This is a genomic window from Paenibacillus sp. Y301 (assembly GCF_059445505.1).
In genome coordinates, this window is the sequence record NZ_JCAIUL010000017.1 from 26663 (window position 1) to 44138 (window position 17476).

Genomic DNA, 17476 nt, shown 5'->3' on the forward strand with positions numbered 1-17476 from the left:
CCCGGACCTGCGGTACCTAAGCCGTTCGGACGTCAGAAATGCGCAACGTTATACGACAGAACGGAGTGGAATAAATGCAATTAACAATAAATCTAACTGACGAAAGCACAAAATTCATAATAAACAATTTATACCCGTTATATTTGCATGATCTGTCCGAGATATGGGGATGGAAACCCAATAAATATGGAGTGTTTGAAAATGATGATACGTTGACATTGAATGAGCAAAACAAAGTTTTTGATATATGGTGGTCTAAACAATCAATCCTATTTCCATACCTTATAAGAGTAGATGAGATTCCAGCAGGATTCGCATTGGTGGCTTCACCACCATATACACCTCATGGTAGTGATTTTTACATAAATGAGTTTTTCATATTGCGGTCATACCGTGGTAGGGGCATAGCAGAAACAGCAGCAGTTAAAGTGCTTAATAATCATCAAGGTACTTGGGAATTGCAGACAAACCCGATAGAAGTCAATAAAAGAGCACAAACATTTTGGAGAAGGACAATTAATGATTATACTGATGGAAATTACCAGGAGGAGATTACTGAAACAAAGAATGATGGAAACAAGTTAATCTTTAGATTTAATAATTAGCAAACAATGTGCGTATTTCAAATTTCCGTCATATAACACCAGATTCCTAGTACGGGCATACGCAATTGATCTCCAAGGGGATTTCAGAGAAGTTGAATCAGGCGTTACATTCATCAGCTTAGTCTGACGACCCGTTCCCTTTGGTCACTTAAGCTGCTTGAACATCAGGATTGCCAACCGTTATACACCATAACTTCCAATAGATATATAAATATAGTTTGAAGGGGAATTCCAATGGAGGAATTGAAACATATAAAAGCAATCTTATTTGATTCTGGCCGTGTATTGAATCATCCTAGGTCAGGTCACTGGTTTATCTCACCTAAATTTTATAGTTATGTCAACAAAGAGAAATTTGAATTAATAGCACAAGATCAAATTGAAAGTGCATTTCATAAAGCATTACAATATATGGACGAAAATCCGTTGATATTATCTGAAACAGAAGAGTACAAACATTTCATTCAATTCTACGCAATCGTTTCTGAAGAATTGGCTTTACTTGAACTTAACAGAGAACAAATAGAAGGGTTAGCATATGATACTGTTTTTAACGATGATAAATTTAAGTTTTATCAAGATGTCTTTGAGGTAATACCAGAGCTTAACAACAATTATAAGTTAGGGGTAGTATCGGATACATGGCCGTCGTTAGAACGTGTGTTTAAGAATGTGGGATTGAGAAGCTGTTTTTCAACATTTATCATTTCTTCAGTTTTAGGTGTATTAAAGCCACATGAATTAATGTTTCAAACAGCACTAGCTGAATTAAATATCAAACCAAAAGAAGCTTTATTTATTGACGATAATATTAAAAATCTCGAAGGAGCTAGAAGACTAGGATTACATACTATGTGGTTATTAAGAGGTGAAGAAAATCCAACAGATGCAGGGCATATATTCATCAAGGATCTAAAGAGTTTGGTGAAAATATTGGATAAATAATTGTGTTAGTAATGGGCTTAAGAAAGTAATTAATTACATAGTTATCGACACCCGAGCGAGTCATACCTTCATACACATTCATTCCCATTCACATAAGCTAAGAGCTATATAAGTGGAATGGACGTCGTAGTCACAAAAACATTATCGAACATGCGAATTTAAGATTTCCTATATTAGATCGATAATATTTTAGAAGACTTACAAAAGGGAGAAATACAGTGAAGAAAATATTAAGTAGAACAGGTTCATCTATAGCATGTGCCATCCTGCTGATCGTGATAATTACTACTAGTGTTTGTTGGAATGAACTTGGAACTTTGTTTAAGGCAGGTAATTATGATAATGAGGATAATATGGTGGAAACCATAATGGACAAATCAGCGACTCCAGGGGTGGCTATCGTAGTATCAGAGCAGGGCAAGACAGAATATAAGAATTACGGATATGCAGATGTTAATAAGAAGAAGAGGGTAACTGAAGAGTCATTATTTGAGTTAGGATCGACTACAAAGGCATTTACGGCTTTAGCCGTTATTTTATTAGAAAATGAGGGCTACTTATCTCTTTCAGATTCTATTACAGAATATATTCCATCGTTTGAGCCAACCATGAAGGGTGAGAAAGTTAATATTACGATTCATCAGTTGTTAGCTCATACAAGTGGAATTCCATCGTGGAGTATTCGGTTAATTCCTGAAGGTACCACGGAGGATTTACTTGAAAAAACAATACATAATGTGTCAGACATTGCATTAGATACGTATCCTGGGACAGCATATCATTACGCTACAGTTAATTATGATGTTTTAGCGATGATTATTGAGAAAGTTACAGGTAAAAGTTATCAGGATTATGTAACTGAAAAGATACTGGTTCCATTAAAAATGTCAGACAGTTATTTTTCAACAGGTCAGGAAAAGGAATCTGATAAACTTACCAAAGGATATCGTGTATTTTTTGGAAGAAGCATAGAATATGATGCCCCTAGATATTATGGTAATATCGCAGCAGGATACTTGGTAACAAATTTAAAGGATTTAGAACGTTGGATTAATGCCCAAATGGGGATAGGCGGTATCCCAGAACATTTAGTGAAAGCGATACAACAATCTCATCAAGTCGACATCAAAACGGCGGGATACGAAGATGACAATCAATACTATTCATTCGGATGGAGTATGGATACTAAAAATAGAATTGTTAGTCATAATGGATCTAACCCTAATTACTCCTCACAGGTTCTTATTGATTTAGAAAAGCAGCAGGCCATATTTGTTCTGGCCAACTTGAATTCAACTGCGCCATCGCTAATTGCTAATAACATTTATGAGAACATGAATGGAATTCATATGAATAAATTTAATTATGATGATGTGTATCTATTAATTGATTTGGTATTTTCATTCTTAGTAATAATAGCCGTCGTTATTTTATGTGTCCAAGTAATTAAACTCGTTAGAGGAATACAACTACATATTAAAGATGAAAAGACGAGGTTCAGAAAAATGACAGGAGGTAGTATCGCACTAATCTTAAGAATTATGCTTTTAGTATTGGTAATTATATGGCCTTATCTATTAAACAATAATTATCTAATGTTAGGGACGTGGATGTCATATTCAGTATATATGTGGATAGGTCTTACTGCGATCAATTGTATTTTATCGATAATCATTAATATTAAAAAAGTAAGAATAATTAGAAAGTCGTAAAAGTGCTAGATTTAGAAGCTGCGAAAGATGAGTTAGATCTGATATTACTTTGGTCACTAGTGTGATGCAGCTTAGTGAAATTCCTAGCAGCGTTAATGCCTGTTGATGATAATAACGAGGAGACTATTAAGATGAAATTCAGTATTAGACCGATAGAAGATAAAGATACTAATTTTTTATGGGAAATGTTATATGAATCATTATTTGTCTCCGAAGGGCAAGAGCCATTCGAAAAAGGGATAATAAATGATCCCTTAATTTCAAAGTATGTTGATGGCTGGGGGAGAGATGGAGATATTGGATTTATTGCAATAAATAATGAGGGTAGGCCGGTTGGATCTATAACAGCTCGAATTTTTAATGAAAGTAACAAGGGCTTTGGATATATTGATAGTGATGTACCGGAGCTAGGAATGGCGCTTTTGCAAGAATACAGAAATAGAGGTATCGGAAGTGCATTATTAGAAGAGTTATTTAAAGAATGCTTTTCAAGGAGAATAAGAAGAATTTCACTAAGTGTGGATCCAGCCAACACAGCAGCTATGAAACTTTACAAACGATTTGGATTTAAAGAAATTGGGGAAGTGGGTACATCTATAACTATGGTTGCAGATTTGGTTGATTAGGATAGGAACAAGAGGATCTAGAACGTAGGTGAAATCGCCTTAAAGAATAATAGGAAGGGTGATAAACATTAATACAAAACATTTAGTAGTCATTTTGCTGCTCTTAGTTATTATTACTGGATGTAACAATAATACAGATTCAAATGTTTCGATTAACTCTATAAGACTTGACTGTCCAAAAACTACCAATGATGAATTATGCGAGAGTAAGTATTTAGATGATGCACAATCTATTAAGATATTTGAAGAAGCAATTAATATGGCGATAAAAATGGATGGTATCTTAGATTACGCTGCAGAATACAACATAATAATTACCTACTCTAACAACACAACAAAGAATTATCATTTGTCGCTAGGAACAGATAGATTGATGAATGGATTATTAGTAGAACAATCAAATTCAAGCCAGGGATACGAAATTCCAATGAAATATGCAAATCAATTAAGAGATGTATTAAAAAAGTAGGCACCTGATAGTAACTTAGGCGATTTATTCGAAAATCAACAAAATACAAGGGGGGTTGGTCAAGTAGGTATGAAAATACATATAATAGGTGGGTCTGGAAGTGGCAAGTCCTATATAAGTAAGAAATTAGCTCAACAGTTGAACATTCCTCATTATGATTTAGATGATATATTTTGGGACAATGCATCGAATCGTTACGGAGTGAAAAACTCAGAGGAAATACGAAATCAACGATTTCAAGAAATATTAGAACATGATTCATGGATTATCGAGGGAGTATATCTGGGGTGGATCAAATCCAGTATAGAAAGTGCTGACAAGGTATTTATATTAAGGCCAAGAATAGCTATTCAACATAAACGCGTTATTACGAGATTTTTCAAGAGGAAGCTAGGGATTGAACAAAGTAAAAAGAAGGAAACGCTTAATAGTCTAATAGAGCTATTGAAATGGAATAAAGAATATAACGACAAGAAACTTATTAGCTTCATCAATTCACTAGATCAATATAAACACAAAGTGATAGAAGTAAGAGATAATAAAGTTATATTGAAAATATTTGAGGAAAACTCAAGAAGGTAAATTAGTTTTGATAACTAACCATTCTACATCGTTGATTTCGCTCCTCAGTCGCCAAAAAATAAATCAAAATTACATAGGAACGCTTGTACGCATTCGGAAGTGAAGGTGAAATATAAATACAATGAATCTTGGGTGGGCATGGTTTCTCTTCGAAAGGAGGTGAAGCCATGGAAGTAAAAGATGCAATAACGATTATGTTCCTATTTGGGATGTTTATCCTTGCTCTTTTATCATACATTAATAATAACAACAAGAAAAAGTAAAAACCCACCCATAGATTAAATGACTAAGGTGGGTTTTGATTCCTGTATGACTTAGAAGGGAATAAACCATCCAAGCCAATTGTACTGACCAAGTGTACCAGCACTTGGTCTTTACTAAATATATAATAACACACTTAAAAACTTGTATCCAAAAAAAATGAAATAAAGTTAAATATAGTATTAAAGAGCGGTAGGACCCATGTGACACATTCAACCGAGTTCAACCGAGTCAGTCTGATGACCCGTTCCCTATGGTCACTTAAGCTGCTAGGACGTCAGAAATGGGTACGTTGTGTGAAACATCATGAAAACTTATAAACCTAAAACAATAATGCAAATAATTATTAAATGAGGGATAAAAAATGTATTTAAATGAACTATTCAATCACAAACCAACCAAAGAGTGGAATGTAAGGATGATAGAGAATTATCACGACAAAGTACAAGATTCATGGTTTTTGCTTTTGTTGGGGGAATCACATGTGGTGGCATTGCAGATATAACGCATTCGATTTTGTTAACATGTTTGATACATATTGAATTTAATTTTTTTGCTTTCTACTTCGCTAGAAAGTCCTTGAGAGCTAATTCTTAGTGTGTCGGAATCGGGAAAGTTAAAACTTCACCTAACAGAGGATGCCTGCTGCGTCGCTAACATTCCTTTGGTGCCAAGAGGAAACTCTAAGAAGTGATTTTAGGCGACACATCAACCAGCTAAGGCTGACGGCCCAGACCTACAATCGTTAAGCCCGATGTCAGGAATTCGTAATGTTATATGGAATAGTCTATACATGTTAGTCCGGGAGAGAATGGGTTTGTTAATAGCCTATATACTGCTAGTGAAGACGCATTTCGTGAGATGATTTTGAGATACTATGATATGGCAAGAGGAATAAACCTAGAATCCCATTTAGTCCCTCAAACTATTTTCTGGTTATATATAGATGGTTATCCTTGTGGGTACGGAAAACTACGTCATTTTCTAAACGATAAATTACTAGAACATGGTGGACATATTGGTTATGTTATTCGGCCTTCATGCCGAAATAAGGGGTTCGGAAAGATAATGTTACGTGAATTATTGGGAAGAGCACGTGAAATAAATATTGAGAATGTATTACTAACATGTGATGAAATCAACATGCCCTCTAGAAGAATTATTGAGACAAACAAAGGTATATTAACTGAGTTAAATGAAGGGGTTTGTAAGTACTGGATAAAGACTACACCATAGGTCTAATCGAAGTAGAGACGACATTATCTAACATCACGTTACCACCACAGAGGTCGTTATGCATCCTTGATTACTAAGAGGAATTTCGTAGAAGTTGATTTCAGGAGACACATCCGACCTGTAAAGTGACAGAATCTTCAGGACCTTCGGTTCTTAAGCTGCGGCTGTCTGGATGTCGGTGAAGTGCGAACGTTATCCGAAATCATTGAACTATTGAAGGAGAGGTGAACAAGATCAAAAGAAGTAAAGTTATTTTTTATTTAACCATAGCTTTGTTTGTAATAGTCTTTATCTCATTTTCAATAATAAATAAGGTTCAAGAAGATCAGAGAGATATTCTATACATATATACTGATCAAAGAATCGATGTGAAAGAAAACGCAAATTATGAGCAATTATTTGGAGTTGAAGAAGCAAATAGAAGATTTAAATTCATAATATTAAATGGAATTGATAAACGATTTTCGATACAAAAGTATCCTACATTTATAATAGTTGATTGGGAATATAAGAATATTAAGTTCGTGACAAATCAGAGCAAGGGAATTAATGATTATAAATAAATAGTTGCTGATAAAATTGAAAGAGAATCTCTATCGGCTAAGTTTGACGTTTTGAAAGACGCAACGTTATATGAAATCACTGCAAATATACATAATTATAAAAAGGGTGAAAACATAAAGTCCTCTAAAAAATTGAATGATATAAATTAGTTTGCTGTAGGAGGAAGGGAATAAGCTGTTTGAAGGATTTAGCTTTGAACCTGGGAGAATAACATATGATTCTTACACATATAGTCCGACGGATCTAACAGATCTAGAATGGATAAATGAGGACCTATTCCAGGTCGAATACCCAAATAACTATTTATTGGATGTTGGTTGGTATGGGAATTATGACAAAGGAATTTTTGTGATATATATTATTAAGGATTGTAACTGGGAAGTGCCTATTTTAAAAACAGAATATAAAAACGTAAATGAATTATATGAAGGAATGCAAAAATGTATAGTTACAGTTAAAGAACTAATTGCTATGAAACCAATGAAGTAGAAGAATCGAAGACGGCAGTAACAACATCACATTGGACTCCTACGACGTTGACATTCTCGATCGCCAAAAAGGGGTTTTAAGAAGAAAATTTAGGCGACATATATAACCAACGAAGTTTTGGACGAACCGTTCCCTTATGTTTGTTAAGCTGATTGAATGCCAAAGTTATCGAATTTGACCAAACCAATATTATTAAAACTAAGGTGAAAGACGTAAATACTCAACCTTATCGGAAAGCCTTGTAATCATCTGAATAACAAATTTAATTCAAGAAATCAGAGGGGGAAAGTCATGGAGGGGAATAAAATACAAGCTGTGTTTATCGATCGGGATGGAACAATTGGAGGCACTGATGAAATACTTTATCCAGGATCATTTGAATTGTTTAAGTATACTTGTGAAGCTTTAAATAGGCTGAAAAAAGAAGGGTATAAATTATTTGGTTTTACAAATCAACCGGGAATTTCAAGAGGGGAAGCTACAGAGGAATCCATTAGAAACGAAATGATAGATTTTGGTTTTGACGAAGTATACATTTGCCCACATCAACATACTGAAGGATGTAACTGTCGTAAACCAAATCCAGGGATGCTATTCAAAGCAGCGGAAGATAATAAGCTAGATTTAACTAGATGTATTGTAATCGGAGATAGATGGTCAGATATTTTAGCCGGATATAATGCTGGGTGTATGAAGGTTTTAGTATTAACAGGTGCAGGGAATGAGGCATTAAATAAATATAGACATAAATGGTCACATACAGAAGTCGATTATATTGCGAGGGATTTCGAGGATGCGGTAAACTACATAGTAAATTTAGTGAGTGATATCGATGAAAACAGGGGTATCCGATAAGACGAAGAAAATCATCGCAAAGAAATAACGAAAGAAGAAGGTGTACATATGAATAATTTAACCAGAGTAAGTGTAGCAACTGAAGAAGATGCTGATCAGATAAGAAATTTAATGATCATGATAGAAGAGGATGAGGCTTCTAAGTGGTATTCTAACGGTGAAAGGCCTCATATTCCAGGATTTGATTCGCTTGATATGCAGAAATACCATGCACGATACGGAATGTACTATAAAATAATAAATAGGAATATTTTAGTGGGTATTATTCTGATTTCAACATCAGGAAGAGAGCACGCAAGAATTGACCGACTGTATATTCACCCGGAGTATCAAGGAAAACATATCGGTTCTGACGTCCTTGAGTTAATTGAAGAATCCAATCCTGAAATAAAAATATGGACATTGGATACAACACAAAAAAGTCCAAGGAATCATTACTTTTACGAAAAAAATGGGTATAAGTTGATTGCTGAAGATAAATATGAAAGATACTATCGTAAAGAAACTAACTGTACAGATTATGATCAGAGTAAATTTAGTATAAGTATAGATTTTTCTAAACATAATTTTAGAGGGTGTAATTTGCAGGATACTGATTATTACGACGTGAATTTAAATCATTCGTGTTTTTCAAATGCTAACATGGGAAATGTAAGATTGAGTAACGTTAATCTATCAAATTCTCATATAACAAATACAAACATGAGTAACTCAATACTGGGTGATTCAAACCTGAGTAATGTTGAAATATGCCATGTTTCATTAGGAGGAGCTTATTTGCACGATACCCACTTATCAGTTGATGGAGAAAGGAGGCCTATTTTACTTGAACGATGCGAGATGATAGGTAGTAAAATGATTGATTCTAACCTTTCAAATCTTACTATTCAAAACTGCAATATAGAGGGTATGAAGATTGATGGGATCTTAGTCACTGATTTATTGAAATCATACAACAATTGTAAGCTACGGGCTTAGTATTGAGAGACTCAAAAGAATGAAAGATCATTAAGAAGGGAAGTGACATAAAAGGAAAAATACATTGAGTTTAGGAGGTTATCATGTGAAGAAGGTTATTTTGTTATTTATGGTACTCATTAGTTTCATCGGATTGTTAACAGCGTCTAGTGAAAAGAATAATGATGCAATTATTACATTTTCACTTGATGCTAATGGGAATTACACAGGGTTTTCAAATCTTTCCAGTAATTATACCGTTGAAGATGCTGAAAAAGATGGATATTTTGTTAAACAAGATTTAGAAGTGATTGTAAACAATGAAGTATGGGATAACTTTGTTGAAACAGCAAGACAAGGCATGAATATTGGTATTCGAATGGTTAGTTTCTTTACAGAAACTAATAGTCTATATTTTAGTGATATTTTTTTCAATGACGGTTTCTACTATTTGTTTGATAGCAGCTCTGACAACCAACAAAAACAACCATTTTTGTATTTATTAGCATTAGAGGGGAGGTTTGGAGGACCATTAGTAGATAGTGAGGTTGTTATATTAACTAATGATAACGCTTTAACTTTCGATGTTGTTATGAAATCAATGTATTCCAGTAGCATGGATTACATCCAAAGTGTTTCCCCATATAAAATGATAAATTTTGTACGAAAACCGCTAAACTATAAATGAAATAGCATGTAATAACACATTTGAACTAACTGGTAGTAAACTGCAAATTAAAAAGCGAAGGATGAAGCCTAGTGACTCAGGAAGAAGTGTTAAAAGGTGGTAATGTTAATCACATTGTCCGCATAACGAATACTGTTCGCCGCCCCACGGGGTATTGGAGTCCATGTGTACATGAACTACTTAAACATTTGGAGAGAGAAGGATATGGAGGAGCACCAAGATTTCTTGGAATTGATGACTCTAATCGCGAAATATTGTCATTTATTTCTGGAGAAGTGTCAGGAAATGATTACCCTAATCTTGAACCCTACATGTGGTCGGACGAGACACTGGTGGGTTTGGCACGCCTTCTACGTCATTTTCATGATGTGACTAAAGGGTTCACTCTTGAGACGGAGGGTAGATGGCAACTTAGCTACTCTGATGATACCAGGTACGAAGTGATCTGTCATAATGACGCTGCATTGTATAATGTGATCTTTCATAAGGAGACACCTGTGGCGTTGATTGATTTTGACATGGCAGGACCTGGTCCTCGTATGTGGGATATTGCGTACTCTCTTTACACATCTGTTCCGCTTTCGAGTTTCGCACCTGATTATACTTCAGGATCTACGGTACCATACCAACCAGATTTACATGCCGAAGACCGCCGTCGTCGAATTCACTTGTTTTTTGAAGCATATGGAATTCCTGTTTCTAATGATCTGCAACAGTGGATTATTCAACGTTTGACTGTACTTTGTGATACGTTGAGTATTGGTGCTGCGGACGGAAATCCTGCCTTTCAAAAAATGGTTGATGAGGGACACTTGATGCACTATGAGCGCGAGATTCAATTTGTAACAGATTATTTCGAAGATTGGATATAGAATTGAATAATACTCGGATAATGGACGTTCCGAATAACCTAAACGATATGGGAAACTATTGTAAAAAAAAATTGGAGGTGGTCTCAATGAAAATATTAGACTACATCCCGGATCATGCTGAAGTTGGAGTTGGTTTAGAGCTACGTTTAAGAACAGGTCAATTTGTTTTCTTTTTACCAGGGACGAGGCATTTGAGAGATTAGTCAATCAATGAGATGTTTTATGCAGGAGTCGGAGGACACCTGGAACCGGGGGAAGACTTATTAGAATGTGGAAAGCGGGAGGTCCAAGAAGAAATTGGGCTGTCAATTGAATATGAAGGCAGTACAAGCACAGTATATATTGACTCAATCAAAAATATCCGATCAATCGAAGTTGACGATTCGATAAAGCCATTGGCAATATTCGAGATGATTCATCCCGAAGGCAGTCCCAAAGCAGGGGGACTAACGGTATTGATATTGAATCTATTATTTTTGAATATTATTAGTAATAAAAAGTTAGTAGGAGGAGAAAAAATGATTTATTTGAGTTGTACATATTTAATAGTAAAGGATATGGAAAAATCAATTTCATTTTATGAAACTCTATTAAGAGTAAAAGCACAGTCCAAGAATTTAAAAAGATGGGCTCAATTTAATTGCGGTAATAGTATAGCATTGTGGAATCCCGAATATGATCTGGAACTAATAAGAAATAACGAAGAATTGGATGAGCATTTCAATAAAGAATACTTATTATACAAGCATAACAATAAGACCGAGTATGGAAATAATGTAATTTTGAATTTTAACATGCCAGATTTACAGGTTGAATATGAACGTATAAGGTCTTTAAATATCGGAAATATAACTGATATTTTGTATATTAATATAGTCCAACCCTATTATTGTTTTATGCTTGAGGATCCGGATGGCAACCTACTTGAAATTACCGGAGAATACAAATGAAACTAGCTAAAAGTGTTTGATTAGATAATGTTTGAACTCAGGAATGCTAAACGTTAGTGAAATTTCCTAATTACATATATATTGGTTCAATCCAAAAACATTTGTTGAGATAACTGCATTTATTAAGGATAACCAACAAACATACAAGTGTTTAGTAATGACCAAAGAAAATGAAAATTAGATTTTAAATTAGAGACCTATGAACATTATGAATATAACGAAACAGAGACAAGAGCGTTAATCATTGAAGAGACCGAAGATGAAGATTACATAAGAAATATTGCACCTAAAATCAGAAAAGTAATTCAGAAACATAACGTTGGAATGAATATTCATTGAATGCTCATGAGAAGTTACCACGATTGCAACTATTGCCGGTAAGCTAGCCAATGAACGTCAGAAATGCGGTTAAATCATGTTTTAAGGATGATCCCATGAAAAAGAAACTAATATTAATCGAAGGTATACCAGGATCAGGTAAATCTACCTTTGCACGATTCTTATCTAATCAATTTGAAAGAAATGGATTCAAAACTAGAGTATATCTTGAAACTACATTTGAGCATGTAATTATCGAATCTACTGGTTATGAAGATTATTCTTTGTTTAGGGATTTACATTATGAAAGATGGGTAAAGTTTTTGGATGATTCACCTGACGAAGAAGTTATTGTGATGGAATCTGCCTTTATTCAAAGTCCAATTGTTCATTTGCTCCACAAAGATGTGGACAGAGAATTAATAAAATCATTGATACTTAAAGTAAGCAATCTATTGAGTAAAGAAGATTGTAGTTTAATTTATTTTTATCAGAAGGATATTTCGCTTGCTATTGACAAGATGATTAAGGGTCGTGGCGGAAAAGAGTATTTAGAACGAAAACATAATGAATATATAAGTGAGACTTACTTTAGAAATAGACAAGAACAAGGTTCAGAATCGCACATATCATTTTTTATGGAATATGCTGTTCTTGCCAATGAGATAGTTAGCAAGGTTGCTATTCCGACTGAGAAAATAGAGAATTCTGCTGCAGCTTATCATTTGTATCAAATACAAGTACTAGAGAAATATAATCTAACTTACTATCCAGATCCCGTCCTGAAACCAGCAATACTTAATAAATACTCGGGTCTATATCATAATAGGGTGATGGATTTAAAGATTTCAGTTGAGCTGATAGGTGATTGCTTATGGATTTTTGGAAATAAAAGAATGAAGCCAAAAAGTGAAGATCAATTTTATCTTGATGACATGAGCGTACTTGTAAATTTTATTAAGGATTCAACGAATGTCACGGGTCTATTAATAACGGAAAAGGATTTATATGCTAACAGGAATGATAATGGAACAATGTTTGATAAAATATCATACTGAACTTCTGCTAACAATATATTCACCCTATGGACCGGTTGGAGACATCGCTTGGTCCGCCTAGGGGCATTTAGAGAAGCTGAATCAGACGGAGATCCTGCACCGATAAACAGCGGCGCTTCCGCTCTTGTTTGGACTTAAGTCAGTGCGGGTTCATGAATAAGAGTATGTTGGACGATACAACTGAATTCATAAGAACATCTGTTAGATAGTAGCAGAGGAGATAGAATCAATGAAACTTATGAAGATGAATAGACTACTATGGATCTTTATCGGGTTTGGAATATTAGTAATTATTATTGGTTTTTTTATTGGACCTATGTCCCCATATCAAGATCCAACCCCAGAGTTTAAAAAAGATATATAACGAACAGGTTTATATGTCTCAATTGATCATGAATTGTGGATATATAATTACGGGAATAAGTTTAATTCTAATTTCAATAACAAAAGTTTTTACAATGAAAATTAAAAACTAAACAAGATAAGATCAAATTACAGGAGTATTGCAAGGCAGACAATCAACAACGTTCTAAGTGCGGAGGAGACCATGGATAATATCAAAGCCGTTATTTTTGATTTGGATAACACGATTCTTGATAGAACAAGTACATTTGGTAATTTTACGAATGTCCTGTTAAGCAATTACTTCGGACACCTAGAGTCAACGAAAGAGATATTCGATAGAATCATTCATCTCGATGAGGATGGGTACAAGGACAAGAATGATTTGTTTTCTGAACTTATTGATGAGTTGCCATGGAAAGTAAAGCCACAAAAGAAGGAATTAATGGATCTGTATAAGACGGAATATGTTAAGAGTGCTGTACTGATGAATCGAGCAAGAGAAGTTGTAGCTCACACTAGAATGAAATACAAAACAGGATTAATAACGAATGGAAAGAATTCAATACAATATGGAAAAATTGATCGATTAGGGATCAGGAATGAATTTGATTTAATAATAGTGTCTGAAGAAGCAGGAATAAAGAAACCAGATCCTAGAATATTTGAGATGGTGCTAGATAAGTTGCAATTTAAACCCGAAGAATGTATATATATCGGGGATCATCCTGTAAACGACATCGAAGGGGCAGCAAAGATTGGAATGAAAACGATATGGATAAAAGTGAATCAACCATGGAACGACGGAATATTAGCAAAGCCTTTATATTCAATTGATCATATAAGTGAGAAAGAGTGAACATCCAATAACACCTTTTTTGCGCTTCGTAATATTCGACACTCGGTCTGGCAGAGGGATTGGTAAGTAGTGGGAGTGTCCGGGTTTATTCCGCTACCTTGAAAGGTGAGATCTTAGTGAAAGCATTGAATGAAGAAATAACAGATTATTTCACATCGGTATTAAGATACACAATAAAGATACAAGAATTCGAAAACTGGTTGTATACAAATGAAGACATACTCGAAGGATTTTTAGGGAATGAAGCTTATTTTAATTTGGTGAATCTCAACTACAAATCAAAATTCATATATGATGATCTAGAGCCACTAATTATAAGCATTCTAGATTATAAGTCATATGAGGATTTTCGAATAAGAGATACGTTAAAAAGATTAGTTAGTTCTGAAGAAGAATTTATTGGTTCTTGCAGACAGATTTATAATGATTATTGTAATGGACACTATTACCTTAGGCGTATTGCATTAAAGTATATTGTAGATGATTATGACGGTCAGCTATTTGATCCAATAAAACGTAATGATTTCATAAAACAATATCGACAAGAATTTATTGAAGAGATTTTACGATTGCTTAGCTATTTTGAAGAAAACAAGATAGAGATTATTGGTGAAAATGAATATATCGATCTAAGAGATGAAGACGAAAAGATTGAAGAACGATATTGGAAGTGAGGAATAACTATATGCAAAAACTAATTGATGAAGCTGTAATTAAACTGGAAGAGAATTTACAACTACCTGAAAGAGTATTTAACATTGAAGACTTACCGTGGGTACCGTTCGATGATGGGACGTGCGGCTTTAAACCTTTAGAAGATCTGAATAAGGCCACTTATGCTGATTGAACGTCAGGTATGTCAAACCATTGATAAATTCTACAGGAGGAGAAATCATGAAAAGCTCTTTAATAGAAACTATTGGAGAAAGACTTTTTATCAAGAGAAGAGGACTATTTCCACGAGCTAATATTGTATTATACCATCCTGGACACTTTCCTGAATTGAATAAAGATATCTCCCTTTTGTATCTAGATGAAGGATTCGATGAGGTTTGGATACCAGATTTACATAATAATTTTTTGAACGAAAGTGAATACACATACCATAAAACAATACTAGTGTCTCAGGGTATCCCGGAGAACAGAATTAAACCAATAAAAGCACAACGAAATAATGTGGAGGGAGTAATTAGTCAGGCCTTCGGAGAAATAAATAGTAAGAATGAGAATAAAAATGTGTTATTAGCTGGAAAATCCTTTTTTGTATTGAGGTTTTTTACATTGGCATGTTTATACTCAAACGAAGAGATTAATATCGACATTTTACCCCTTGAGGATAGCAGAGGAATCAATATGAGTGACTGGAATAAATCAGAAAAGGGAAGAGATCGAGTAATAAGTGAGATACGGAAGATTTCATAAATATTAGAAAGACATAATGAGATTTTAGCAGATACAACAATGTCGTAGCAATTCGGATAACAATACACTTCTGCATCCAGCTAAGTCTGCCGACCCGTGTTTTTAGGTAACTTGAGTCACTTGTTTCAAAGCCCTCTTTGCTAAAATAATTTCAGGATGGAGTGCCACAGTAACGGTAAGTGAAGGGAAGGGAAGAAAACGAGATGAAGGTGCATTGGAAAGCGAGGTAATTATTATTAAGGACATAGAGGAACGTAATGAGATCGATGAACTTTGGGATCCAGAAGAAACTGATTTAAAAGAATTAAAAGTTCGAACATGGAAGATATTTTTTAAAGTGATAGGTATTGTATGTTGCATTCTGATACTTGGAGTTGGATTGATTATATATGGGACGTTTAAGTTGTTTGGCACTGCATGCGGCAATGAAATAATAAGCGAAATTCCTCAACCAAAAGGTACATATAAAGCCGTTGTATTTATTAGGGATTGTGGTGCAACAACTCGTAAAAGCAATCAGGTTTCAATCGTTAGAAGTGGACGTAATATTAATGACTCGGATACTGGCAATGTATTTGTTACATATGAACCGGTAAGTATACAATGGTCCCAAAAAAATAGCTTAGTTATTGATTATACTGTAGGACAAGTATTTAAGCAGAAAAGAACATTTAAAGGAATTAGAATTAACTATGAATAATAAGATCATGAGCGCAAATCCGCGATGGCTATAACATCTGATAACACAACATACATATGCTCTTGATCGCTTTGAAGATTTTCAAGGAGATTATTTATGCTATACATTTAACGAGTATTTACGGATCACTAGTGAGGTGACTTATTTGGGTAACATTAAAAGATACATTGTTCTAACCCTATTATTTATGATATTGGCTACATATCTATTATTTCAAAATATCGATCAAAACCATTCATTGAATCTCATAACAGAAGAGAATAAACGGATTAATCGTGAATTAGAAACGCTGAAGAATAGCACCGAAAATTTAATGGTGTTTAATCCCGAGGGTGCATTTGGTCCGGAGAATAAAACGGACAATGCCCTTGAGACTGAATTTTATGATTTCAAGAGAACTATTCAAACTTTGCTCTTAGCCAAAATGGAAAAATCCAAATAGTAAATCAAGAAGAACGTGAGAGGGCTATATCATCTCTAAATGATGGTGATATCGAATTAGTTGAATATAAAGACCTCTTCGGAAGCCAAGGTTCAATACTATTACCAGCTAATACTGTAATTAATACTTTTGAAGATGGTATTGAATATGAAATATCAGGATTGGAAAATGTTCGTATCGTTTTTTCTGGAAGGGTTCATAAAGACACTAAGTTCTTTGAGGCAAGATCATATTTAAATATTGCTCAATTTCAAGATAAAAATATTGAAATTGACAAGCGCAAAGAAATCTACTTTGAACCAGCGTTCATGAAGTACCAGGATTATTTATGCTTGAATACTCTTTTTGAGGGCCTATCAAGAGGAGAAGTAATGGTTCAAGGTATTTTTTTTATAGAAATAAATAAAGAAGTAATAGGGGTAACTATACAACGACCTTTAAATATCGATAAAAGAAACTTAGAATCAATAGAGCTATTATTAAAAACATTGAATCCTCTATGACACAACAAACATTCTGCACGT

At 34.3% G+C, this 17476-nt stretch carries 22 protein-coding genes; all 22 read left to right on the top strand.

Going from position 1 to position 17476, the window contains the following annotated elements:
• Window positions 1–74 precede the first annotated feature (74 nt).
• On the top strand, window positions 75–605 hold the full coding sequence (locus tag AC1D69_RS21575) for a GNAT family N-acetyltransferase (protein WP_495458189.1): 531 nt from the start codon (window positions 75–77) through the stop codon (window positions 603–605).
• A 234-nt stretch (window positions 606–839) separates the two neighbouring features.
• Window positions 840–1550 carry an HAD family hydrolase gene (locus AC1D69_RS21580; protein ID WP_495458190.1) on the top strand — a complete coding sequence of 237 codons (711 nt, stop codon included), beginning with the start codon at window positions 840–842 and terminating at the stop codon, window positions 1548–1550.
• Window positions 1551–1768: 218 nt separating this feature from the next.
• Window positions 1769–3262, top strand: a complete 1494-nt coding sequence (locus AC1D69_RS21585; RefSeq protein WP_495458191.1) for a serine hydrolase domain-containing protein — start codon at window positions 1769–1771, stop codon at window positions 3260–3262.
• Between the two features lie 131 nt (window positions 3263–3393).
• Window positions 3394–3888 (top strand): GNAT family N-acetyltransferase, encoded by a 495-nt coding sequence (locus AC1D69_RS21590; RefSeq protein ID WP_495458192.1) that lies wholly within the window; start codon window positions 3394–3396, stop codon window positions 3886–3888.
• Window positions 3889–3946: 58 nt separating this feature from the next.
• Entirely contained in the window at window positions 3947–4357 is a 411-nt protein-coding gene (locus AC1D69_RS21595) for a YhfM domain-containing protein (RefSeq protein WP_495458193.1), read from the top strand.
• A 69-nt stretch (window positions 4358–4426) separates the two neighbouring features.
• On the top strand, window positions 4427–4939 hold the full coding sequence (locus tag AC1D69_RS21600) for an AAA family ATPase (RefSeq protein WP_495458194.1): 513 nt from the start codon (window positions 4427–4429) through the stop codon (window positions 4937–4939).
• A gap of 167 nt (window positions 4940–5106) precedes the next feature.
• Window positions 5107–5202 carry a competence inhibitor ComI gene (gene comI, locus AC1D69_RS21605; protein ID WP_495458195.1) on the top strand — a complete coding sequence of 32 codons (96 nt, stop codon included), beginning with the start codon at window positions 5107–5109 and terminating at the stop codon, window positions 5200–5202.
• 880 nt (window positions 5203–6082) lie between these two features.
• On the top strand, window positions 6083–6436 hold the full coding sequence (locus AC1D69_RS21610; protein WP_495458196.1) for a GNAT family N-acetyltransferase: 354 nt from the start codon (window positions 6083–6085) through the stop codon (window positions 6434–6436).
• 224 nt (window positions 6437–6660) lie between these two features.
• Complete coding sequence (locus AC1D69_RS21615) at window positions 6661–6999, top strand: hypothetical protein (RefSeq protein ID WP_495458197.1); 339 nt, start codon at window positions 6661–6663, stop codon at window positions 6997–6999.
• 781 nt (window positions 7000–7780) lie between these two features.
• A complete protein-coding gene (locus AC1D69_RS21620) occupies window positions 7781–8344 on the top strand; it encodes an HAD-IIIA family hydrolase (protein WP_495458198.1) in 564 nt (187 codons plus the stop codon).
• Window positions 8345–8392: 48 nt separating this feature from the next.
• Complete coding sequence (locus AC1D69_RS21625; RefSeq protein ID WP_495458199.1) at window positions 8393–9322, top strand: GNAT family N-acetyltransferase; 930 nt, start codon at window positions 8393–8395, stop codon at window positions 9320–9322.
• A gap of 85 nt (window positions 9323–9407) precedes the next feature.
• A complete protein-coding gene (locus tag AC1D69_RS21630; RefSeq protein WP_495458200.1) occupies window positions 9408–9989 on the top strand; it encodes a hypothetical protein in 582 nt (193 codons plus the stop codon).
• Between the two features lie 71 nt (window positions 9990–10060).
• Complete coding sequence (locus AC1D69_RS21635) at window positions 10061–10861, top strand: phosphotransferase (protein ID WP_495458201.1); 801 nt, start codon at window positions 10061–10063, stop codon at window positions 10859–10861.
• Between the two features lie 215 nt (window positions 10862–11076).
• Window positions 11077–11811 (top strand): VOC family protein, encoded by a 735-nt coding sequence (locus tag AC1D69_RS21640; RefSeq protein WP_495458202.1) that lies wholly within the window; start codon window positions 11077–11079, stop codon window positions 11809–11811.
• 434 nt (window positions 11812–12245) lie between these two features.
• Window positions 12246–13187 carry a P-loop NTPase family protein gene (locus tag AC1D69_RS21645; protein WP_495458203.1) on the top strand — a complete coding sequence of 314 codons (942 nt, stop codon included), beginning with the start codon at window positions 12246–12248 and terminating at the stop codon, window positions 13185–13187.
• Between the two features lie 547 nt (window positions 13188–13734).
• Entirely contained in the window at window positions 13735–14388 is a 654-nt protein-coding gene (locus AC1D69_RS21650) for an HAD family hydrolase (RefSeq protein ID WP_495458204.1), read from the top strand.
• Window positions 14389–14504: 116 nt separating this feature from the next.
• Window positions 14505–15062: a hypothetical protein gene (locus tag AC1D69_RS21655; RefSeq protein WP_495458205.1), complete on the top strand. Its 558-nt coding sequence runs from the start codon at window positions 14505–14507 to the stop codon at window positions 15060–15062.
• Between the two features lie 11 nt (window positions 15063–15073).
• Window positions 15074–15235 carry a hypothetical protein gene (locus AC1D69_RS21660; protein ID WP_495458206.1) on the top strand — a complete coding sequence of 54 codons (162 nt, stop codon included), beginning with the start codon at window positions 15074–15076 and terminating at the stop codon, window positions 15233–15235.
• Between the two features lie 47 nt (window positions 15236–15282).
• On the top strand, window positions 15283–15810 hold the full coding sequence (locus tag AC1D69_RS21665) for a hypothetical protein (RefSeq protein WP_495458207.1): 528 nt from the start codon (window positions 15283–15285) through the stop codon (window positions 15808–15810).
• Window positions 15811–16024: 214 nt separating this feature from the next.
• Window positions 16025–16510 carry a DUF5412 family protein gene (locus tag AC1D69_RS21670; RefSeq protein ID WP_495458208.1) on the top strand — a complete coding sequence of 162 codons (486 nt, stop codon included), beginning with the start codon at window positions 16025–16027 and terminating at the stop codon, window positions 16508–16510.
• Between the two features lie 145 nt (window positions 16511–16655).
• Window positions 16656–16952, top strand: a complete 297-nt coding sequence (locus AC1D69_RS21675) for a hypothetical protein (protein WP_495458209.1) — start codon at window positions 16656–16658, stop codon at window positions 16950–16952.
• Window positions 16953–17113: 161 nt separating this feature from the next.
• The gene (locus tag AC1D69_RS21680; RefSeq protein ID WP_495458210.1) at window positions 17114–17455 is read left to right on the top strand and encodes a hypothetical protein; all 342 of its coding nucleotides are present in this window, start codon (window positions 17114–17116) and stop codon (window positions 17453–17455) included.
• Window positions 17456–17476 lie beyond the last annotated feature (21 nt).

Excerpts from the sequence above, each read along its gene's own strand:
- AC1D69_RS21640 (WP_495458202.1), top strand. The coding sequence starts at position 11,077 with ATGTTTTATGCAGGAGTCGGAGGACACCTGGAACCGGGGGAAGACTTA.
- AC1D69_RS21665 (WP_495458207.1), top strand. The coding sequence starts at position 15,283 with ATGAAAAGCTCTTTAATAGAAACTATTGGAGAAAGACTTTTTATCAAG.
- AC1D69_RS21575 (WP_495458189.1), top strand. The coding sequence starts at position 75 with ATGCAATTAACAATAAATCTAACTGACGAAAGCACAAAATTCATAATA.
- AC1D69_RS21625 (WP_495458199.1), top strand. The coding sequence starts at position 8,393 with ATGAATAATTTAACCAGAGTAAGTGTAGCAACTGAAGAAGATGCTGAT.
- AC1D69_RS21645 (WP_495458203.1), top strand. The coding sequence starts at position 12,246 with ATGAAAAAGAAACTAATATTAATCGAAGGTATACCAGGATCAGGTAAA.
- AC1D69_RS21610 (WP_495458196.1), top strand. The coding sequence starts at position 6,083 with ATGGCAAGAGGAATAAACCTAGAATCCCATTTAGTCCCTCAAACTATT.
- comI (WP_495458195.1), top strand. The coding sequence starts at position 5,107 with ATGGAAGTAAAAGATGCAATAACGATTATGTTCCTATTTGGGATGTTT.
- AC1D69_RS21660 (WP_495458206.1), top strand. The coding sequence starts at position 15,074 with ATGCAAAAACTAATTGATGAAGCTGTAATTAAACTGGAAGAGAATTTA.
- AC1D69_RS21650 (WP_495458204.1), top strand. The coding sequence starts at position 13,735 with ATGGATAATATCAAAGCCGTTATTTTTGATTTGGATAACACGATTCTT.
- AC1D69_RS21600 (WP_495458194.1), top strand. The coding sequence starts at position 4,427 with ATGAAAATACATATAATAGGTGGGTCTGGAAGTGGCAAGTCCTATATA.
- AC1D69_RS21620 (WP_495458198.1), top strand. The coding sequence starts at position 7,781 with ATGGAGGGGAATAAAATACAAGCTGTGTTTATCGATCGGGATGGAACA.
- AC1D69_RS21580 (WP_495458190.1), top strand. The coding sequence starts at position 840 with ATGGAGGAATTGAAACATATAAAAGCAATCTTATTTGATTCTGGCCGT.
- AC1D69_RS21590 (WP_495458192.1), top strand. The coding sequence starts at position 3,394 with ATGAAATTCAGTATTAGACCGATAGAAGATAAAGATACTAATTTTTTA.